The sequence below is a fragment of the Amycolatopsis jiangsuensis genome (assembly GCF_014204865.1).
GTDB classification, from domain to species: Bacteria; Actinomycetota; Actinomycetes; order Mycobacteriales; family Pseudonocardiaceae; genus Amycolatopsis; species Amycolatopsis jiangsuensis.
On record NZ_JACHMG010000001.1, the window covers coordinates 5,699,730 to 5,720,911 of the forward strand.

The 21,182-nt window shown below is 69.7% G+C and carries 16 protein-coding genes; 12 read left to right on the plus strand and 4 right to left on the minus strand.

The annotated features are described in order from the left end of the window. Positions 1-1,833: 1,833 nt before the first annotated feature. Positions 1,834-2,655 (minus strand): HAD family hydrolase, encoded by an 822-nt coding sequence (locus BJY18_RS25820; protein ID WP_184782536.1) that lies wholly within the window; start codon positions 2,653-2,655, stop codon positions 1,834-1,836. 675 nt (positions 2,656-3,330) lie between these two features. Between BJY18_RS25820 and ssd the strand changes: the two genes are divergently transcribed. The 8 genes from ssd (at position 3,331) to BJY18_RS25860 (ending at position 9,329) form a co-directional block, all read left to right on the plus strand. Then, a complete protein-coding gene (gene ssd / locus BJY18_RS25825; RefSeq protein WP_184782537.1) occupies positions 3,331-4,398 on the plus strand; it encodes a septum site-determining protein Ssd in 1,068 nt (355 codons plus the stop codon). A 10-nt stretch (positions 4,399-4,408) separates the two neighbouring features. Next, on the plus strand, positions 4,409-5,557 hold the full coding sequence (locus tag BJY18_RS25830) for a TadA family conjugal transfer-associated ATPase (RefSeq protein ID WP_184782538.1): 1,149 nt from the start codon (positions 4,409-4,411) through the stop codon (positions 5,555-5,557). A 152-nt stretch (positions 5,558-5,709) separates the two neighbouring features. Continuing rightward, positions 5,710-6,312: a type II secretion system F family protein gene (locus BJY18_RS25835; RefSeq protein ID WP_246458974.1), complete on the plus strand. Its 603-nt coding sequence runs from the start codon at positions 5,710-5,712 to the stop codon at positions 6,310-6,312. Then, positions 6,309-7,010, plus strand: a complete 702-nt coding sequence (locus BJY18_RS25840) for a type II secretion system F family protein (protein ID WP_184782540.1) — start codon at positions 6,309-6,311, stop codon at positions 7,008-7,010. The genes BJY18_RS25835 and BJY18_RS25840 overlap by 4 nt, the downstream gene beginning before the upstream one ends. Positions 7,011-7,043: 33 nt before the next feature. Next, positions 7,044-7,208 (plus strand): DUF4244 domain-containing protein, encoded by a 165-nt coding sequence (locus BJY18_RS25845; RefSeq protein WP_184782541.1) that lies wholly within the window; start codon positions 7,044-7,046, stop codon positions 7,206-7,208. Further along, a complete protein-coding gene (locus BJY18_RS25850; RefSeq protein ID WP_184782542.1) occupies positions 7,208-7,546 on the plus strand; it encodes a TadE family type IV pilus minor pilin in 339 nt (112 codons plus the stop codon). The genes BJY18_RS25845 and BJY18_RS25850 overlap by 1 nt, the downstream gene beginning before the upstream one ends. Continuing rightward, positions 7,543-7,899 (plus strand): Rv3654c family TadE-like protein, encoded by a 357-nt coding sequence (locus tag BJY18_RS25855; protein ID WP_184782543.1) that lies wholly within the window; start codon positions 7,543-7,545, stop codon positions 7,897-7,899. The genes BJY18_RS25850 and BJY18_RS25855 overlap by 4 nt, the downstream gene beginning before the upstream one ends. 812 nt (positions 7,900-8,711) lie before the next feature. Beyond that, positions 8,712-9,329 (plus strand): bifunctional DNA primase/polymerase, encoded by a 618-nt coding sequence (locus BJY18_RS25860; protein WP_184782544.1) that lies wholly within the window; start codon positions 8,712-8,714, stop codon positions 9,327-9,329. Positions 9,330-9,371: 42 nt separating this feature from the next. Here BJY18_RS25860 and BJY18_RS25865 read toward each other — a convergent pair whose 3' ends face one another. After that, positions 9,372-11,972: a DNA 3'-5' helicase SftH gene (locus BJY18_RS25865; RefSeq protein WP_312873958.1), complete on the minus strand. Its 2,601-nt coding sequence runs from the start codon at positions 11,970-11,972 to the stop codon at positions 9,372-9,374. A 276-nt stretch (positions 11,973-12,248) separates the two neighbouring features. Here BJY18_RS25865 and BJY18_RS25870 point away from each other — a divergent pair, with 276 nt between their 5' ends. Beyond that, the gene (locus BJY18_RS25870) at positions 12,249-14,513 is read left to right on the plus strand and encodes a sodium-translocating pyrophosphatase (protein ID WP_184782546.1); all 2,265 of its coding nucleotides are present in this window, start codon (positions 12,249-12,251) and stop codon (positions 14,511-14,513) included. Between the two features lie 138 nt (positions 14,514-14,651). After that, the gene (locus BJY18_RS25875) at positions 14,652-15,236 is read left to right on the plus strand and encodes a hypothetical protein (protein WP_184782547.1); all 585 of its coding nucleotides are present in this window, start codon (positions 14,652-14,654) and stop codon (positions 15,234-15,236) included. Between the two features lie 5 nt (positions 15,237-15,241). On the opposite strand, the gene BJY18_RS25880 is transcribed toward BJY18_RS25875, so the two are convergent. Beyond that, positions 15,242-15,628, minus strand: a complete 387-nt coding sequence (locus tag BJY18_RS25880) for a VOC family protein (RefSeq protein ID WP_184782548.1) — start codon at positions 15,626-15,628, stop codon at positions 15,242-15,244. A 148-nt stretch (positions 15,629-15,776) separates the two neighbouring features. Here BJY18_RS25880 and BJY18_RS25885 point away from each other — a divergent pair, with 148 nt between their 5' ends. Beyond that, positions 15,777-16,481, plus strand: coding sequence for a hypothetical protein (locus tag BJY18_RS25885; protein WP_184782549.1), 705 nt, complete (start codon positions 15,777-15,779; stop codon positions 16,479-16,481). 708 nt (positions 16,482-17,189) lie between these two features. On the opposite strand, the gene BJY18_RS25890 is transcribed toward BJY18_RS25885, so the two are convergent. Continuing rightward, the gene (locus BJY18_RS25890; protein ID WP_184782550.1) at positions 17,190-18,005 is read right to left on the minus strand and encodes a S1 family peptidase; all 816 of its coding nucleotides are present in this window, start codon (positions 18,003-18,005) and stop codon (positions 17,190-17,192) included. Between the two features lie 315 nt (positions 18,006-18,320). On the opposite strand from BJY18_RS25890, the gene topA reads away from it, so the two are divergent. Next, positions 18,321-21,179 carry a type I DNA topoisomerase gene (gene topA, locus BJY18_RS25895; protein ID WP_184782551.1) on the plus strand — a complete coding sequence of 953 codons (2,859 nt, stop codon included), beginning with the start codon at positions 18,321-18,323 and terminating at the stop codon, positions 21,177-21,179. Positions 21,180-21,182 lie beyond the last annotated feature (3 nt).

Below are 21,182 nucleotides of genomic sequence, written 5' to 3' on the forward strand. Positions count from 1 at the left end.
CGGCCGCCTCGAGCTGCTCCGCCTGCCTTCCGCCAGTCCCGGCCGGGCTCGACAGGCCGTTCCCACTCGCCAGGCCGCCGGCGTTGCCCAGGCCGTCCTCACCCTCCAGCACGTTCGCACCAACCGGATCCCTCGACCCGCTCCCCGGTCCACCTGCTTCCGCCGCGGCCACAGCGCCCGGCAACCCACCGCCGGCAAGCACCCCCACGAGCGAAACAGCCAGTACCGATCTCTTGCCCAGCCGGCCACGGATCACGATCGTCCTCCCAGTCTCGAGCACCGCCCGACGGTGAAGTCTCCACCGAACAGCACCGGTATCGGGAAGCTACTCACCGCGCCCCCGCGTTGTCCATCGGCCGAGCGTTGGAACGACCCCCTTCGTCGTCCGAGCGTCAGGCTGTCGCCCCATCTCCGTCGCCGCGCTCAGCCGCCCTCGCTGTCAGCTGTCCATCTCCGCTGCCGCGCTCAGCCGCCCTCGCAGTCATTTGTCCTTGCGCTCAGCCGCCGTCGCGCTCAACTGCCCCCGCAGTCAGCTGTTCCCCATCTCCGCTGCCGCGCTCGTCTCCTGCATCAACGCTGCCGCTCACCAGGCGCCTTGCTCGACAGCCGCAGCGCTAAGCTGCTGCGGCGCTAAACCCGGCCGCGATCAGCTGCTCCTCCATCAGCGCCCAGCTTCCCCTGCATCATCAGGCCGATCACTCCGCCCCTGTGCCGGCACGACCAGACGGCTTCCGGCCTATCGCCTGCTCACCCAACGTCTCGCACCGCACTTGACCGCCGCGGTCGGTGAGTTCGCTTCGCCGTCATACTTGCGAAAGTTGATGCTGTCTTCTGCTGGCCAGGAACGACGTCCCTGTCAAGCCCTCCAGCGTCGCAAGGACGCACGAAGACCCGTCATCGCCACGACGCTCAGCACATGAATCGCCTGCCCCGCGGCTCGTCTCCACATATCTCCCAGCAATCCCCGAGCGTTGACCGCTCCGCACACCCTGCTGAGCAACCGCCGCTCTGTTCGCTGGGGTTGCTCAGCGCACCGACTCGTCACGCTGAACGACTCCAGCTCCATCGCTCGATTCTTCGGCGCACCCGTCCGCTCCGCTCCGTTGCATGAACTCTTCAGCGCACCCACACCCGCCGTGGTGGACAACCCCCGGCACCTGCACCCACTGTGGTGGGCGACTCCCGGCACCTGCACCCGCCGTGGTGGGCAACCTCCGGCGCCTGCAACCGCCGTGGTGGGCGACTCCCGCTCTGCCGCTCGAGTTTCGCACTGGCTCGCGGTTGCAGCACTGCCTCGCGGCTGCAGCACTGACCTGAATCTCGCTCAGTCGCTCGGCCCTCCCGCGCCGGCCTGCCGCGCTCAGCTCCTGTCCGCACGGTGCCCGCGGCGCGTCAGTCACCCGCCGACGGGGTCTCATCCCGCAATTCCCCCTACGAACACTGGCGGCGCCCGTCGGCCAAGGGCCAACGGGCGCCGCCTGCAGCGCGAACATCTCGGGCGACCAAGCGTGCAACTCTGGTCGTACCTTCATGGACTCGGCGTCCGGCGTCCCGGTACGCAGTCCCTAGACGACGGGCCTCCCGCGGCGCGCTGCGCGTGGGTACCCGGAGTCCGCGCACGGAGGTTGCCCGGGGTGGCAGAGGCTTCTCTTCTACCTCTTCCCTGGCCGGATCAACGTCCGCACTTACTTTCTACGCCGTGAGCCGGGTCACTTCAAGTGCGCGGACGGGTGCACCGTTACAGAGGCTCGATCTGGTGACAACAGCACTCCCCGCAGGGACAATCGGTCGCCGCGCGGGAACGAGTGGCCTCTCGTACCGCCGTGTGGGTGTTCAGTCGGACGGCGCCCGGAACCGACGGCGACGGCTCAGGCTGTACCACGTCGCACCGGCCGCGACCGCGCCCACACCGAACGCCACCATCCCCGCCGAACGGGCCGGAATCCGCGTCCGCAGCGACATCGGCCGCTCGAACGGCAGCACCGGCCACTCGCGCTCGTCGGCGACACGGCGGAGTGCCTTGTCCGGGTTGACCGCATGCGGGTGTCCCACCACCTCCAGTAGCGGAAGATCCGTGCTGGAATCGGTGTAGGCGAAGCAGTCCGCGAGGTCGTACCCGTACTCGGCGGCTTGCTGTTTCGCCGCCACGGCCTTGTTTTCGCCATAGCAGTAGAAGTCGACCTGCCCGGAGTAGCAGCCGCCGACGATCTCCATGCGCGTGGCCACGCATCGCGTAGCGCCCAGCATCTCGGCGACAGGTGCGGCGACCTCCTCACCGGTGGCGGACAAGATCACGACGTCATGACCGTCGGCGAGGTGTCGTGCGATCAGATCGGTCGCTTCGACGTACACGAGCGGATCGACGACGTCGTGCAGCGTCTCGCGGACGATCGCGGAAACCTGTGCGACATCCCAGCCCGCGCAGAGGGCCGAAACCTCGGCGCGCATCCGCTCGGTCTTGTCGGCGTCGGCGCCGGCGAGCGAGAAGACCAGTTGCGCGTAGGCACTCCTCAGCGCGGCACGCCGGTTGATCAACCCCTCCTTGAGCAATGGCTTGCTGAACGCGAGTGCGCTGGAGGAAGCGATGATCGTCTTGTCGAGGTCGAAGAACGCGGCGACGCGCCGGGACGACTCTCCGTTGCGGGTTTCGGCCACGTGATCAGGATAGGCGCTCACCTCCGCCGGGTTGAACCCACACCAGTCCGCGCGTTCGCCGGAAAATTCATGACATGACGAACCTTCCCGCCTCGTTGCCGTTATCGAATCGTAGGTGTCGCTCGCGGCGCCAATGTGGATGCCGGGGAGTTACAGTAGACCGGCTCGGTGTATCACCGGGCCGGTTCAGTCCGACCCCCCGGGGCTGAACCCCAGGCGGCCCTCGCCCCTCCCCCCTGGCGGGGGCCGCCCTCTTTTCCCGCTCGTTTTCCGGGTTTCCGTCCTGTCCGTTGAGTTTGCGCCCGCCGCCGTCAGAGGTGGGCGAGCCGAACCCGTCTTGGTGCGGCCCGGGTGCGCAGACCTTCCCCAGGCCGGTGCGCGCCGCTGGATCTCCGGTGCCTTCTTTGCGACTCGCAGTCGCCGGTGTGGCGAAGCGTCCGATCCTGTTCTCCTGCATCGCTTCTCCTGCCCTTGTCCGGCAATCGTTTTCCCGCTCGGAATTGCTGTCTCCCATTGTCCAGGACGAGCCGGTATCGGACCCCGTCTCGCGGCGGTTTCCGGCCGAGTTGTCCACAACCCCCCGGTTGTCCACAGGAGGGCGAACTCGGCATTGCCACGGCCGATGAGGGCGGACGACGGTGGAAGTCCGGCCCGTCAGACCCAGGGGAGGGACACATGGCCACCGCACGTCCGCTCGTCGTCGCCGCAGACGGCACGGTGTTCGAGGAAATACAGCGCGTCGCAGCCATCGCCGGGAGCGAACTGGACCACGCGCCGGACCTCGCCGCCGCACGCGCACGCTGGACCAGGGCGCCGCTCGTGGTGATCGAAGAGGACGCCGCAGCCGATCGGCCGGCCCTGCCCCGGCGCGATGGCGTGATGTTGATCTGCAAGGGCGCCGCCGGTTTGGAGAGCTGGCAGCGCGCGGCAACCGTCGGCGCACGCCGGGTCATCCGCCTGCCCGAAGACGAATCCGAGCTTGCCGTCGCTTTCGCCGATGTCGCCGACGCGCCGGCTGAATCTCCGGGTCCGGTCGTCGCTGTGGTCGGTGGACGTGGTGGCGCAGGCGCATCCGTACTCGCTGCGGCGATCGCGGTGGAGGCGGATCGCTCAGGCCCGGCGCTGCTCGTCGACTGTGACCCGCTCGGCGGCGGGCTCGATCTCCCGCTCGGTCTGGAACACGCGAAAGGCTTGCGGTGGCCGGAAGTCCGGCTATCCGGCCGGGTGTCCATGCCGTCGTTGGTCGCTTCTCTGCCGTGCCGTGGCAGGCTTCCTGTGTTGTCGTGCGGACGGTCCGGGCCCGGCCCCAGTCCACGTGCGTTGTCCGCGATAGTCGCCGCCGGCCGCCGCGCCGGGCGCACGGTTGTCTGCGACCTTCCGCGGTATCTCGACGACGGTGCCCTGGCGGTGGCTTCCGCGGCTGATCTGGTCGTGCTGGTCGTGCCGGTGGAGTTTCGCGCTTGTATGGCCGCGCAACAGGTTCTACGTCGCGTCGGGACACATGCGGATCGGCTGGCGATCGTCGCGAGTGGACACTCCGTGGACGGGGCGCCACCGTCCCGCACGGCCGCGCTGCTGGGGCCTCCACTTCTCGCCGCGCTGACTCCCGAGCGGAGGGTTGCCGCCACGCTCGAAACGGGTGAGTTCGAGCTTCCGGCGAAGGGGCCTCTCGTCGGGGCCGCTCGTTCCGTGCTGGCCGAACTGCGGTCCGCCAGTTCCGATGCCATCCAGACAGCGGCCTGACGGAGCGATGATGACCACAGAACTCGTCGAACGGGTACGCAACCGCCTGGCCGGGCAAAGCCGTGCCGCGGACCCGATCGCGCTTGCCGAGGCGGTCCGCGCGGAAGCGGCCGGTGCGCTCAGTCAGGACGCTGTGCTGGATGCTGTGCGTCAGGCCCAAGACGAATTCATCGGCGCCGGTCCACTCGCTTCGCTGATCGATGACGACGACGTGACCGACGTTCTGGTCACAGCGCCGGACCAGGTGTGGACTGACGGACCGAAAGGGCTGTCGCGTACATCGGTGCGCTTCTCCGACGAGGACGCCGTCCGGCGGCTCGCGCAACGGCTGGCGCTCGCCGCCGGTCGTCGCCTCGACGACGCTCAGCCCTACGTGGACGGGTGGCTTCCCGTACGGCGCGGCCGGGTCCGTGTGCATGCGGTACTTCCACCGGTCGCGGCCGACGGGACGTGTCTTTCCTTGCGGGTGCTGCGACCTGCGACCCATGATTTGCCGGCACTTCGCGAACGTGAGGTCTTCGGCGAAACTGGTGCCCGGATACTGCGCGCCGTCGTCGAGCGCCGCCTTGCTTTTCTCGTCACGGGCGGAACGGGTGCCGGGAAGACCACCTTGTTGAGTGCGCTGCTCGGTGCGGTGGACCCGGCTGAACGCATTGTCTGCGTCGAGGACGCCGGTGAGCTGCGGCCCACGCATCCGCAGTTCGTCAGCCTCGTCGCGCGTCCGGCCAATGTGGAGGGTGCCGGCGCCATCGAACTGCCCGAACTCGTCCGGCAGGCATTGCGGATGCGGCCGGACCGCCTCGTGGTCGGTGAAGTCCGCGGCGCGGAAGTGTGCTCGTTGCTCAACGCGCTGAACACCGGACACGAAGGCGGTGCTTGCACATTGCACGCCAATTCGCCGGCGGAAGTGCCCGCCCGGCTCGAAGCGCTTGCCGCGCTGGGCGGCCTCGGCCGGGAGGCGCTGCACAGTCAGCTGGCGGCCGCCGTTCGCGTGGTCCTGCACATGCATCGCACGCCTGCCGGACGGCGCCTCGCGGAAGTCGCCGTGCTTCAGCGTTACCACGGAGAAGTACGCGCCGTCGCCGTGTGGCGTGATGGTCAGTGGACTTCCCGGCGAGCTCTCTTCACCGATCTGGCTGGGGACGGGGTGGGCGTGTGATCTCCGCCTGGCCGTTCCTGTGTTTCGGAACGGGAACCTTGTGCTGGCCTGCCCTTCCGGGCCGGCTGCTCCCGGTGGCTCGGTTTCGAGTGCGCTTCCGGGTACCGCCGCGGCGTGCGTTGTGGCTGACACCGGCCGCCATAGCGCTTCCCGTGGCAGGTGTCGGAGCGGCGGTCGCAGCCGTCCTGCTCACGCTGTCGGTCGGCCAGGAATGGCGCAGCAGAAAAGAAAAAGGCGCAGCGCTCGCGCGAGCCGAGCAAGTGTCGGCTGCCCTTCGCATGATGATCGCCGAGCTCCGGTCCGGCGCACATCCGGTCCCGGCGGCGGAGGCCGCAGCCGATGCGATACCGGCACTGGCCGGCGACCTGCGGAACCTGGCAGCGGCAGCACGGCTCGACGGCACACTCGAATCGAATGCGTTACCGGGCCTGGCGCAGGCGTGGAACCTCGCTCGTCGGCACGGCCTGCCGATTGCCGACACGCTTGAGGCATACCGTCGAGACGCCGAGGCTGAGGCGAAGTTCGCGCGGCGGCTGCACGCGAAGATGGCCGGTCCGCGGATGAGCGCCACCGTGCTCACGGTTCTGCCTCTCGGTTGCCTCGCGCTGGGTCAGGTCATCGGCGCCGGACCGCTGACCGTACTGACCGAAAGCCTGCTGGGACAGTCCTTCCTGGTGGCGGGTGCGGCATTGCTGTGGGCCGGCACGGCTTGGTCGCGCATGCTTACCGGACGTGGCGGGGTGGCGTCGACATGACGACAACCGGTGCGTTGTTCGTGCTCGTCGCTGTGGCGTTGGTGCTGTGGCCTGGCGTCCCGCCGCCGCGCCACCTGGCTTCGTCGCGATGGAAATGGCCGACAGTGCGCCCTTCCGTGGTGCATTCGGTGGCTGCAGCCGTCGGAGGCTTGTCGATCGCGGTCGTGGCCGGCATCCCGGTCGGACTGGTCGCCGGTGCGGGCGCGTGGTGGCTGCTTCGGAGGTCACGACGTGCTCGTCCGCCGGACGATGTCGCCGGGCGGCTCCGCTCCGCGGCTGTGCTCGATCTGCTGACTGCATGTTTGCGGACCGGCATGCCGATTCCGGTGGCACTCGAAACCGTTGCGAACGGCGCACCGGCGGACACCGGGAAGGCATTGCGATCGACGGCGAGCTTGCTCGCGCTGGGTGCCGAACCCGTCTCCGCGTGGGTTCCCGTACGGAATTGCTCCGGTTTCGAGGAACTGGCGGTGGCGGCTGCCCGTACCGCGCGGTCCGGCACAGCGCTCGCCGCGACCGCGGACGAGCTGGCCCGGCGCTTGCGCGACGGGCTGGACACCGAGGCCGAAGAACGTGCCGAACGGGCCGGGGTCGCTCTCGCCCTTCCGGTCGGGTTGTGCTTCCTGCCCGCGTTCTTCGCACTCGGTGTGCTGCCGGTGGTGCTCGGCCTGGCCGGGCGGATCGGTGGCTTGTTGTGAATCCATCCACGATCGAAAGAAAGGAAACCGGCAATGCGGATTTTGCCAGGGGACGAAGGCACCACCACTGCCGAATACGCGATCGGCACCGTGGCGGCAGCGGCCTTCGCAGTCGCCCTGTACCTCCTGCTCACCGGAGACAAGATCTCCGCGGCGTTGTCCGAGCTCGTCCAACGAGCTCTGACACTGGCCAGCTGATGGCCGGCCGTCGCCGGGACGGTGGCTTCGTCACGGTGGAAGCAGCCCTGTCCCTCGGGGCGCTCACTGCTGTGCTGGCGATCCTGCTGGCCGGCACGAGCGCGGTGGCCGGACACTTGCGTTGCTTCGACGCTGCCAGGGAAGCCGTCCGGCTCGCCGCATCCGGCCAGCCGGGCGCCGCCGATGCCGTCGTGCAGTCCGTCGCTCCGCATGGTGCTCGGCTGACCGTCCGCCGCTCCGGTGACGGCCTCACCGCCGAGGTCACCACGGACGCGCTCGCCGCATTGGACCTTGGCGCCAGCGCCTACGCAATCGCCGAACCGGGGGTGGAACCGTGAACCGACCCCGGGACGAAGGTGTCGCCACGGTGTGGACGGCACTCACGGCCGTCGGGCTCATCGCGGTGACGATGCTGGTCTGGTGGATCGGCGCCGCGATCACGGCCCGGCACCGCACCGAAGCAGCAGCCGATCTCGGCGCACTGGCCGCTGCCGCCCACGCAGCAGACGGACCGACCACCGCCTGCGCCCGTGCACAAGAAGTGGCTGACCACGAGAAAGCAACCGTGACCAGCTGCCGCTGGAACAACCGCGACGCCTTCGTCGAGGTGCGCTCCACAGTCACACCGGCACCCGGCCTGCCACCCCCGACCGCCCGAGCCCGAGCCGGGCCGGTCGAGCAACCCCCGTGACCGGTGACGCGCCGCTGTGGGCGGGGACGTGGCGCCCGTGGCTGGTGACGTGCTGCCGTGCGCGGGAACGTGGCCCCGTGGCTGGTGACGTGGCCCCGTGATCGGTGACGTGCTGCCGTGCGCGGGAACGTCGCCCGGTGCGCGGGGACGAGCCCGTAGCCGGCGACGTGCCCCGTGGCTGGTGACGTGCCCCGTGGCCGGTCTGCGCTGCCGTGACCAGGTTTTCGGTCTACGCCTGGTGTCCATGGCGCCGGCGCACGTGGTCCGTACCGGGGGGTGCTGTGGTGGCCTTGCTGGTCCACCCGTCGGTGAGGTGGTGGCGCCGCCGTCGCGATCGGTGGTCCGGCGTTCGGCGGCGGACCAGTGCCGGTGCTGTTTCGGGCCGGGCCGTCCGGCGACCGCTCGTCGGCAGGTCCCCGCGGTGCGGTGACCAGCCGGTGGGAAGTGCCGGCTGAGTGCATCCCTTGGGGTGCCGGTGAGCGGCGGACGACCGCGAGCAGCGGTCGCCGCCGCACGGCGAGCGGTTGAACGTGCAGGTCAGCGAGTTGTTCCGGACGTTTGCGACATCCGTTGAGCGCAAGGTCTGTGAAGTGTCGAAGCCTGGGTCGGTGGGGCGAGCGGTGGGGTCAGCGGCCGGTGATCGGCCCGCGGGTATCGGCCGGACGGTGGGCTACTTGGCGTTCATCGCGCGGTGACTGCCGGTTGTCGCGTGGGGCTTCCGCGCAATGTGCAACTTGCCGTTAAGTGAGATGTGCGCCACCACGGCCCCGACCCGGGCGGCGCGACTACCGGAACTTGAAGGCAGGAAAGCAATGTTGGACGCGAATTGGCCGGACAGCTGGCGGAACGCCTTCCGCATCGAACTGCGTGCGGAGGCGATCGGCCTCGCCTGGCGCGGCTGGCCGGTGCTGCCGGGGGCGACCCCGGTGCCGATCACCGGTGAGGAGGACGACCTGACCTGGCGGCGGCCGGTGCCGGTGCGCGAGGACTGGCGCGAGCTCGTCGGCACGCACGCCCACGAGGTCTCGGGCTGGTTCACCGACCGCACCCACAGCCTGCTCGTGGCCACCGGCACCGTGGTGGACGCGATCGAGGTCGACCAGGAGCTGGGCAAGCGCGCCGCCCGGTTGCTCCGTACCGCGGGACACCCGGCGCCGATCGTCGCGATGCCGAACGGCCGGTGGCATTTCCTCACCACCACCGCTGACCGCATCCCCACCGAACTGGCCGCGGTCGCTTCGGTGCAGTGGCACGGCGCAGGCAGCTACATCCCGCTGCCGCCGTCACCGTTCCAGCGCGGTGTCGTGCACTGGCGGGTGAAGCCCGAGGTGTGTGGCTGGCAGCTGCCGGTGGCCGCCGAGGTGCACGACGTGCTGGTGCGTGCCCTCAGCAGCGAGCACGTCGCGATGCTGGAGACCGCTGCCGCCTGACCGGTCCCACTCCGGCAGGCCGCACGAGACAACCGAAGAGTTTCACGCACCACCGTGGCCGCACTGTTCCCCGTGCTGACGCAACGCCCCGAGCACGGCTCCCAGTACGGCCACCGCCCCCGCCTTGTCCAGCGGATCGTTGCCGTTCCCGCACTTCGGCGACTGAACGCAGGACGGGCAGCCCGTCGGGCACTCGCAGGAGACGATCGCCTCCCGCGTAGCGGCCAGCCACGGGACAATCGCGGCATAACCGCGGTCGGCAAATCCCGCACCCCCGGGATGCCCATCGTGCACGAACACCGTCGCCTCCCCGGTGTCCTCGTGCCGCGCGGTAGACACCCCGCCGATGTCCCAGCGGTCGCACGTAGCGAACAGCGGTAGCAGGCCGATCGCCGCGTGCTCGGCGGCATGCAGGGCACCGGGGACGCGTGCCGGGACCAGCCCGGCACCCCCCGGTGCTCTGCCGACACCCCCGGTCCCCACCGGCACCACGGCCACGGTCCCCACCGGCGCCTGAGTCTTGGTCCCCACCGGCGCCGCCACCTCGGTCCCTTCCGACACCCGGAAATCGGTTCCCGCCGGCGCCGCCTTCTCGGTCCCTTTCGGTACGTGCGCCCTGGTCCCCACTGGCGCCGCCTCCTCGGTTCCCGCTGGCACTCGGGTCTCGGTTTCCTCCGGCGTCGCCTTCTCGGTCCCCTCCGGGGCGGGCGGCGTCTCCAGCAGCTCCGGCGACACCGTGTACCAGACCGCCCGCGTGTGGAGGCTTTGTTCCGGCAGTTCCAGGGGCGTGTGGTCCAGCACCTCGCCGGACGGGCGGCGGCGCAGGTAGCCCACGACCTGCGAGGTCACCGCGACCTCGCCCAAGCACACCGTGACCCCGCCGTGGCGGCATTGCCGCTCCGTTTTCAGCACCGAGATGTCCACGATCTCGCGCGGGGAGGTGTTCCAGTCCGGATCTTCCGCGTGCACCAGCGCCAGGGCGGTGTCCAGATCCAGCTCGTCCACCACGTACGACGAACCCTGGTGCAGATACACCGCGCCGGGATGCACGGCGAAGCACGCCGAACCCGGATCCACCGTGCCGAGCATCCGGCCGGAATCCGCCTCCACCACCGCCACCTGGTCGCCACCCGAGCCCCGGATGCCGACCTCCGCGTGTGGGCGGTCGCGGGAAGTCCAGTACCAGCCGCTGCTTCTGCGGCGCAGGAGCTTCTGCTCCGCCAGCTCCCCGAGCACGGCACGTGCGGCCGAACCGCCGAACGTGTCCAGCTCCGGCTCCGTGAGGGGCAGTTCGGCGACCGCGCAGGCCAGCTGCGGACCCAGCACGTACGGGTTCGCCGGGTCCAGCACGGCCGTCTCCACCGGGCGCTCCAGCAACGCTTGCGGATGGTGCACCAGATACGTGTCCAGCGGATCGTCGCGGGCGACGAACACCACCAGAGCCTCGTCACCCGAGCGGCCCGCGCGGCCGGACTGCTGCCAGAACGACGCCAGCGTGCCGGGATAACCGGCCAGGACCACCGCGTCGAGACCAGCGATGTCGACGCCCAGCTCCAGCGCGTTCGTGGTGGCCACGCCCAGCAGCCTGCCGGACAGCAGTGCGCGCTCCAGCTCCCGGCGCTCCTCGGGAAGAAAGCCGGAACGGTACGCCGCAACGGTTTCCATCAGCGCCGGGTCCACTTCGGACAGCAGACGGCGAGCGCCCAGCGCGGTGAGCTCGGCGCCGCGCCGAGACCGGACGAACGCCAGCGAGCGGGCGCCCTCGACGACCAGTTCGGTGAGGATCCGCGCGGTCTCGGTACCCGCCGGACGGCGGACCGGGGCGCCGTTCTCCCCGCTGAGCTCCTCGAGCAGCGGCGGCTCCCACAACGCGATCGTGCGCGCCCCGCGTGGCGACGCGTCCTCGGTGACCGCTGTGCACGGCAAGCCGGTGAGCCGGGACGCGAAATCCGCCGGCGAAGCCGTGGTCGCCGACGCCAGTACGAAGACCGGCGCCGCTCCGTAGTGCTGCGCGACTCGCCGCACCCGCCGCAGCAGCAACGCGACGTGCGACCCGAAGACGCCGCGGTAGCTGTGGCACTCGTCGACGACCACGTAGCGCAGCCGGCGGAAGAACTGCGCCCAACGTGCATGCGCGGACAGGATGCCGCGATGCAGCATGTCGGGGTTGCTGAACACCCAGTTCGCGTGCGCGCGGACCCAGTCGCGCTCTGTCATCGGGGTGTCGCCGTCGAACGCCGCCGCACGCACGCCAGGGACGTCCAAAGAGGACACGGCGCGCAGCTGGTCGGCGCCGAGCGCCTTGGTCGGCGAGAGGTACAGCGCGGTCGCCTTCGAGCCGGTGGCCAGTTCGGACAGCACTGGCAGCTGGTAGGCCAGCGACTTGCCGGACGCGGTGCCGGTGGACACCACCACGTGCGCGCCTTCGCGGGCAAGGCAGGCCGCCTCGACCTGGTGCCGCCACGGTTTTCCGACGCCCCCGGCGGCGAGGGCATCCACCACCTCGGGCGCCGCCCACTCCGGCCACGGCGCGAAGCCGGCCGCCCGCGCCGGCACCCGCGTGACGTGCGTGACCGGGTTCTCCCGTGCCGGGATCCCGGCCGTGACCCGGTCCAGCAGCCTCCGTCCGCGTTCGCCCACCACGTGCCGAAGCTTCGCACAGAGCACCGACAAAACCGCCCGGTGATCGATCCAGTGACCAATCACACAAGGTCACAGAACGTACTCCGGCCGGGACGCGTTGCAGGACGCCGGAGCACTACCAATACACTCCCGCAATCCACACCCTCTGTGGTGAGCGTCATGTGAGTCACGCGTCGCAGCGCGGCTAGCGTGTCGCTCGGCACAGATCCACGCCAGCGCAGGCACGCCGGGGACGACGGGTCCGCGCTGGCCAAACGGCGTTTCCCAGGAGGACGAATGTCCCGGCAGTTCCTCGCGGAGAGCGGCATCACGCTCTCCGGGGGTGGCTACACCATCGTCGGTGTGGTCGCCGTGGTCGCCCTTGTCGCGCTGGTCATCGGCTACGTCCTGCTCAAGGAGGTGCTGGCCGCGGGCCAGGGCACCGCCAAGATGCAGGACATCGCCAAGGCAGTGCAGGAAGGTGCGGCCGCATACCTGAAGCGACAGCGCAACACCCTCGGCATCTTCGGTGTCGTGGTGTTCCTGCTGCTGTTCGCGCTCCCCGCCGACGACTGGAACGAACGGATCGGCCGCTCGATCTTCTTCCTGGTCGGCGCGGTGTTCTCGTTCGCCATCGGGTACCTCGGCATGTGGCTGGCGACGCAGGCGAACCTGCGGGTCGCCGCCGCCTCGCGCGAGGAGGGCGGTCGTGAGATCGCGATGCGCGTGGCGTTCCGCACCGGCGGCGTGGTCGGCATGATCACCGTCGGTCTCGGCCTCTTCGGTGCCGCCGTGGTGGTGCTGGTCTACACCGGCCAGGCCCCGAAGGTGCTGGAGGGCTTCGGGTTCGGCGCCGCGCTGATCGCCATGTTCATGCGTGTCGGCGGCGGTATCTTCACCAAGGCCGCGGACGTCGGTGCGGACCTGGTCGGCAAGGTGGAGCAGGGCATTCCCGAGGACGACCCGCGCAACGCCGCGACGATCGCGGACAACGTGGGCGACAACGTCGGTGACTGCGCCGGCATGGCCGCGGACCTCTTCGAGTCCTACGCGGTGATGCTCGTCGCCGCGCTGATCCTGGGCAGCTCCGCGTTCGGCGTGCACGGCCTGATCTTCCCGCTCATCGTGCCCGCGATCGGCGTGATCACCGCGGTGATCGGCGTCTACATCACCAAAGCACGCAAGGGCGAGGGTGGTCTGGTCACGATCAACCGCTCGTTCTACATCTCCGCGGTGATCTCCGCGGTGCTGTCGGCCATCGCCGCCTTCGTGTACCTGCCGGGCAGCTTCGCCGACTTCGGCGCCGAGTTCGCGGACAACAGCGGAAACCCGGCTGTGATCGCGACGATCTCGGTGATCATCGGCATCGTGCTGGCGGCGGTCATTCTCAAGATCACCGGGTACTACACCGGAACCGAGTACAAGCCGGTGAAGGACGTCGGCAAGACCTCGGAAACCGGCCCGGCCACGGTGATCCTGTCCGGTATCTCGGTCGGCTTCGAGTCCGCTGTGTACACCGCTCTGGTGATCGGCGCCGCCGTGTTCGGTGCCTACCTGCTGGGTGGCGGCGTCGCGCTGTTCGCCGTGGCGCTGGCCGGAACCGGCCTGCTGACCACGGTCGGCGTCATCGTCGCGATGGACACCTTCGGTCCGGTCTCGGACAACGCGCAGGGCATCGCGGAGATGTCCGGTGACGTCGACGAGAAGGCCGCAGGCATCCTCACCGAACTGGACGCGGTCGGCAACACCACCAAGGCGATCACCAAGGGCATCGCGATCGCGACCGCGGTGCTCGCGGCCACGGCGCTGTTCGGTTCCTACTCCGACGCGATCACGAAGGCAGTGGGCACCACGGGTTCGTTCGTCGCGAACATCGTCAGCCCGGCCACCCTGGTCGGCGTCATCGTCGGTGCGGCTGTGGTGTTCCTGTTCTCCGGTCTCGCCGTCAGCGCGGTTTCCCGCGCGGCCGGTGCGGTGGTGTACGAGGTGCGCCGCCAGTTCCGCGAGATCGCCGGGATCATGGAGGGCACCACGCGGCCCGAGTACGGCAAGGTCGTGGACATCGTGACCCGCGACTCGCTGCGGGAGCTGGCCACGCCCGGTCTGCTCGCGGTGTTCGCCCCGATCGCGGTGGGCTTCGGCCTTGGCACCGGTGCGCTGGCCGGTTACCTGGCCGGTGCGATCGCGACCGGCACTCTGATGGCGATCTTCCTCGCCAACTCCGGTGGTGCCTGGGACAACGCCAAGAAGCTGGTGGAGGACGGCAACCACGGTGGCAAGGGCTCGGACGCGCACGACGCCACCGTCATCGGCGACACCGTCGGTGACCCGTTCAAGGACACCGCCGGTCCCGCGATCAACCCGCTGATCAAGGTCATGAACCTGGTCTCGGTGCTGATCGCGCCCGCCGTGGTGACCCTGTCCGTGGGCGGTGGCGCCAACACCACGTGGCGGATCGTGATCGCGCTCGTCGCGGTCGCCGTCGTCGTGGCGGCCATCGTCGTCTCCAAGCGGCGCGGCACCGTCATCGCGGACACCCCGGCTCCGGCGAACGCTGCCTGAGTCGTTACTCCATCCGGGCCCGGTGCGCTGTGTGCGTACCGGGCCCGGCTGTGTTCACGGGCTGGGGGCGAGTTGCGCGCGGCGGCCGGGTCGGTACCGTCGGGACGTTCGGGCTTCGAAGTGGCGGGAGGTGTTCGGGTGCGGCCGCGGTGGACCGTCTTTGCCGCCCTGGCAACGGGAATCGGGATCGGCCTCGCGGGCTGCGGACAGCAGCCGAGTCCCACCCAGCCGCGGAGTGGCGGCCAGGCGGACACCGCGAACCAGGCCGATCCGGCGGCGAGATGGGCGGACGGCTACTGCGGGGCGGTCAACCACCTCGTGCGCACGCTCACGACCCTGCCGGAGATCGACCCGAGTTCCCCGCAGCAGGCTGCTCGTACCTCCAGCAGACTGCTTTCGTCGGTGGTGGACGGGATCGACCAGACCGTCTCGAGTCTCGACCGGGTCGGCCCCGCGCCGTTGCCGGGCGGTACGGCGGCCAGGGCGGACCTGCTGGGCGAGTTCGCCTCCGTGCGCAAGCGGGCCGACGACGTGCGCCAGCGCCTCGACTCGGCCAGCGGAACCTCGGCCACGAAGACTGCCTTGGGGGACGCCAGGTCGGCGATCGACGACGTGGCCCGGCTGGACGTGCTGAAGGGCCTCGACGCCACGCCCGCGCTGAGCGCGGCGGGCAAGCGGGCGAGCGGCTGTCAGCAGCTGGTGGTGCCGCCCGCGCCCCGCTGACCCGTTCAGGGGTGCCGGCCCGCGAGGACGCAGAACTCGTTGCCCTCCGGGTCGGCGAGCACGACCCAGCTTTCGTCGCCCTGGCCGACATCGGCGGGACGCGCGCCCAGCCCGACCAGCCGGTCGACTTCCTCGTGCTGCTCCCGGTCGGTCGCGTTGACGTCGAGGTGCAGCCGGTTCTTGCCGGCCCTGCCCTCGGGCACGCGGGCGAAGGTGAGTGCCGGTGGCACCGGGCCGGGACGGCGCTTCCCCTCCGGCACGGCGGGGGAACCGATGGTGACGACGTCCTCGTCCTCCTCCTGCACCTCGTAGCCGAGTACCGCGCACCAGAAACGGGCGAGGCTGTGCGGATCGGCGCAGTCGATCGCCAGTTCGGTGAACTTGCTGGTCATGGCTGAGCCTCCTGGTGACGTGAGGGGTCCGCGACGAGCCGGACGCGGTCCCACCCGACATCCTGCTCAGGTCCTCAACCCGGTTTTCGGCGAAAAACACCCGTGTGACGCTCGCCTCCAATCGAACTTGTGTTCTATCATAATCGGTGTGGAGCGGACGATCTCGCTGTTCTCGGCGGAGGCGACCGGACCAGGGCTCGCGGACCTGGCCGGGTTGCTGTGCTGCCAGGGGCAGGTCACCGAGTTCGGTCGCACGGCCGCGCGGCTGGCCGTGGTGGTCGAAGAGCCGTGGCGGGCCGGTGTGCTGGCGCGCGAGTGTCGCAGCCGGGGCGCCGACGCGCAGGTCACGGTGGCCGAATGTGGCCGTCCGCAGGTGCGCACGTCGTTCCGGGTCGATTTGCTGGAGTTCGCCGACCGGTGGCTGCGGCCGGGGCACACCGGGCCAGAGGAGCACGACTCCGGTAAGGCCGTACCCGGCGGGTTCCGGCTGAGCGGCGCGATGCTGCGGATGTGGGCACTCGCCGCAGGGCGTCCGGAAGCCGGCGGGTACCTGCTCGGTGTCGATCCGCTGGCGCCGCTGATGCACGAGGAGCTGGTGGCCGCGCTGGTTCCACTCGGCGTGCAGGCGCGCTTGCTGGGGCCGAGGGCGGAGACGCCGGCGGTGCGGATCAGCGGGCGTCGCCGGCTCGACGGGCTGCTGGAGCTGATCGGAGACGCGCCGGCCGGAGCGGAAGACGTGTGGCCGGAAGTGCCGCCCGCCGGGGAACGGCGCCCCGCGCGGACCGAAGCCGAGCCCCGACGCGGCGGGAGGGAGGAGAGTCCTCTTCAGTATCTACTGGAAGCTGTGGGGTAGCCGGAGCGTAGAACGCCGGGGGCGGTGGACAGCCGGCTCCGGCGGAAGTGGCGGACGGCTGAACTTGCCCGTAGTGGGACGGTCGGCTCGGCTCGGCTCGGCTCGGTGGATGTGGAGGGCGATGAGGTCCGGGGTGGGTGGCGGCTGCGCTTGACGGAAGTGCCAAGTGGCGCGGTTCCCGTGAAGTGACGGGCGGGCCGGATGCCGTCGAGTCGGCGGGTAGCTGGATTCACCGAGGGCGCAACTGGTTGCGTAGTCGGAGCGGCAGCTGGTCGCCGAGCCAGGGAAGTGGCTGGTTGCCGAGCCAGGGAAGTGGCTGGTTGCCGAGGCAGGGCAGCGGCGGGTCGTCGAGTCGGAGAAGCGGCGGGTCGTGGAGTCGGAAAGGCGGCAGGTCGTGGAGTCGGAGCGGCAGCTGGTCGCCGAGCCAGGAAAGTAGCCGGTTGCCGAGGCAGAGCAGCGGCGGGTCGTCGAGTCGGAGAGGTTGCGGGTCGCGGAGTCGGGGAAGTGGCTGGTTGCCGAGGCAGAGCAGCAGCGGGTCGTCGAGACGGAGCGGCAGCAGGTTGCCGAGTCAAGAAGCAGCGGGTCGCCGAATCGAAGAAGCCTCCGGTCGCCCAGCCAGAGAAAAGGCCCTCCCCGGAGCGCGCCGGAAAGGGCCCTTCCCTCGGTGAGTCCTCGATGGATCCGTGATGGCTCCTCAGTGAGTCCTCGTTACGGTTTCGGTAGCGCGCAGCCCTGCTGGTCGAGGTCCACTTCGCTGGCCGGGGTGAGGCAGGCGGGAATACCGTAGGTCTCCTCGCCGTACTTGGTACCGGGCTTGACCTCGACGTTGCCGGACTCGTCGACCTCGCACGGGTTGTTCTCCGTGCAGCGCTGGCCGTCCTCGTTGGCGGTGTTGTTCACGCCGATGACCTTGCCGGTCTCGTGGTCGACGATGGGCGAGCCCGACGTTCCGCCGATCGTGTCGCAGCCGGGGGTGTAGCGGATGGAGTCCTTCCACACCCAGTCACCCTCGTGCAGCTCGTGCACGAAGCCGTCGATGCCGCAGGAGTAGATCTTCTTCCAGTAGCCGGAGACGACGTCGATGGCCGTGCCCGCCTCCGGGTGGCTGCCGACCAGCTCGAGCGGGGCGACGCCGTACTTGTCCTTGATGCCCGCGTAAGTGTCGGTGAGCTGGTAGAGCGACACGTCCGTATCGGTCATCGTGGCGTAGACGACCTTCTTCGCCTGCACCGTGCCGGCGGAGCTCTGCCCGTCCTCCGAGAGCAGGTCGAACGTGCGGTCGGAACTCTGGTCGGTGATCACCTGGCCCGGTTCGGGGAAGCCCGATTCCAGGCAGTGCCCGTTGGACAGCACGAGCGCGGGCGCGTCGAGCGGCGTGTCGGCCGGTTTGACCACCGAACCGGAGCAGTTGGACAGGGCCACGGCGCCGGAGAACGACGTCGTCGCCGCATTCGCCGCGGGTGCGGTGACCAGGGCGAACACGGCTGCGGCGGCCACTGCGCCGCCGAGCAGGCGTCGGGTCATGAGATTTCCTTTCCGCAGGTGGAGCTGGTAAGTGAAGCGTTGCCGACGCCGGGCTCACCACCATCGAACGGAGGGTATCGCCCCGGATGACCGGTTACCCTGCACGGCACGTGTCGGACATCACGTGCTAGGTGTGGAAAGGAAACATCGTCCAGGTCGGTGGCGATCCGACGGGCAGGAGCCCGCCGGTGGATCAGGGCACCTCGGCGCCGCGCAGGCGCCGGGGACGTGCACACTGGCAGGTCGAGACGCGGGCGCAGGACCCCCGGAGCGGGGAGACAGTGCCGCCGCCGGCGCAGAGGCGACGGCGCGGAGATGAGTGGAGAGCAGGGCAGCGTGGCAGGAGCACGGACCAAGAAGAGCGGTGCCGGGGGCAACGGCGCGGGCCGCCGTCGGCTGGTAATCGTCGAATCGCCGACCAAGGCCCGCAAGATCGCCCCCTATCTCGGCGGCAACTACGTCGTCGAATCCTCCGTCGGGCACATCCGCGACCTGCCCCGCGGTGCCGCCGACGTGCCCGCGCAGTACAAGGGCGAATCCTGGGCCCGGCTCGGTGTGGACATCGACAACGACTTCAAACCCCTGTACATCGTCACGCCGGACAAGAAGTCCAAGGTCACCGAGCTCAAGGGCCTGCTCAAGGACGTCGACGAGCTCTACCTCGCCACGGACCCCGACCGCGAGGGCGAGGCGATCGCCTGGCACCTGCTGGAGACGCTGAAGCCCAAGGTCCCGGTGCGCCGGATGGTTTTCCACGAGGTCACCGAGCAGGCCATCCGGGCGGCCGCGGACGCCACCCGGGAACTCGACGCCGACCTCGTCGACGCGCAGGAGACCCGCCGCATCCTCGACCGGCTGTACGGCTACGAGGTCTCGCCGGTGCTGTGGAAGAAGGTCATGCCGAAGCTCTCGGCGGGCCGCGTGCAGTCCGTGGCGACGCGGATCGTGGTCGAGCGGGAGCGCGAGCGGATGCGTTTCACCTCGGCCTCCTACTGGGACATTTCGGCAACCATGAACGCCGGTGAGGACGCCTCGCCGCAGACGTTCCCGGCGCGGCTGATCTCGGTCGACGGCTCCCGGCTGGCCACCGGCCGGGACTTCGACTCGAACGGGCAGCTCAAGGGCACGGACAAGGACATCCGCGTGCTCGGCGAGGCCGACGCGCAGGCGCTGGCGCAAGGCCTGCGTGAGCGGGACTTCAAGGTCGCGAGCGTCGAGGAGAAGCCGTACTCGCGCAAGCCGTACCCGCCGTTCATGACCTCGACGCTGCAGCAGGAGGCCGGGCGCAAGCTGCGCTTCACCTCCGAGCGCACCATGCGCATCGCGCAGAAGCTGTACGAGAACGGCTACATCACCTATATGCGTACCGACTCGACCACGCTGTCGGAGTCGGCCATCTCCGCCGCGCGGAGCCAGGCGACGCAGCTGTACGGCAAGGAGTACGTGTCGCCGTCGCCGCGCCAGTACACGCGCAAGGTGAAGAACGCGCAGGAGGCGCACGAGGCGATCCGTCCCTCCGGCGAGGTCTTCCGCACCCCGGGCCAGGTCGCGAGCGAGCTGGACACCGACGAGTTCCGGCTGTACGAGCTGATCTGGCAGCGCACCATCGCCTCGCAGATGGCGGACGCGAAGGGCACCACGATGTCGGTGCGCATCGTCGGAACCGCGGCGTCCGGTGAGGAGTGCACCTTCGCGGCGTCCGGTCGCACCATCACCTTCGCCGGCTTCCTGAAGGCCTACGTGGAGGCGGTCGACACCGAGGCAGGCGGTGAGGCGGACGACAAGCAGAGCCGACTGCCGGTGCTGGCCAAGGACCAGGGCCTGACCGCCGACGAGCTGGCCGCCGACGGGCACAGCACGTCGCCGCCCGCGCGGTACTCCGAGCCGAGCCTGGTGAGCAAGCTCGAGGAGCTGGGCATCGGGCGGCCGTCCACCTACGCCTCGATCATCAAGACCATCCAGGATCGCGGCTACGTGTGGAAGAAGGGTTCCGCGCTGGTGCCCTCCTGGGTCGCGTTCGCCGTGATCGCGTTGATGGAGCGGCATTTCGAACGGCTGGTGGACTACAACTTCACCGCAGGCCTCGAGGACGAGCTGGACCGCATCGCCAACGGTGACGAGCAGCGCGTCGAGTGGCTGTCGAAGTTCTACTTCGGCGGCGACTTCGGCGTGGAGGGCTCGGTCGGCCGGCTGGGCGGGCTGAAGGCGCTGGTCGACGGGAGCGTCGAGGGCATCGACGCGCGCGAGATCAACTCGATCCCGATGTTCAGCGATGCCGAAGGTCACCAGGTCGTGGTGCGCGTCGGTCGTTACGGCCCGTACCTCGAGCGCGAGGTCGACGGTGAGTCGCGGCGGGCGAACCTGCCCGAGGATCTGCCGCCGGACGAGCTGTCGCCGGAGATCGCGGAGAAGCTGTTCGCGACGCCGCAGGAAGGTCGCGTGCTGGGCACCGACCCGGTCAGCGGGCACGAGGTCGTGGCCAAGGAAGGCCGGTTCGGCCCGTACGTCACCGAGCTGCTGCCGGAGCCGGAGCTACCCGAAGACGCCACCGCCGCGCAGAAGAAGGCTGCCAAGGCGAAGCTGCCGAAGCCGCGTACCGGTTCGCTGTTCAAGTCCATGTCGGTCGAGACGATCACCCTGGACGAAGCGCTCAAGCTGCTGTCGCTGCCGCGCGTGGTGGGCAAGGACCCGGAGTCGGGCGACGAGATCACCGCGCAGAACGGGCGGTACGGGCCGTACCTGAAGAAGGGCACGGACTCGCGGTCGTTGCAGACCGAGGACCAGCTGTTCTCGATCACGGTGGAAGAAGCGCTGAAGATCTACTCGGAGCCGAAGCAGCGGGGCCGGGCCGCCACCGCGCGTCCGCCGCTCAAGGAGCTGGGTGAGGACCCGGCGTCCGGCAAGCCGATGGTGGTCAAGGACGGCCGATTCGGCCCGTACGTGACCGACGGCGAGTACAACGCGACGTTGCGCAAGTCCGACAACGTCGAGGAGCTGACGGCCGACCGTGCGGCCGAGCTGCTCGCGGAGAAGCGGGCGAAGGGCCCGGCGCCGAAGCGTAAGGCCCCCGCGCGCAAGACGGCGGCGAAGTCGACCACCAAGTCGACCACGAAGTCGACGGCTGCCAAGAAGGCGCCTGCGAAGAAGACGAGCAGCACGGCAAAAGCCAAGTAGGCC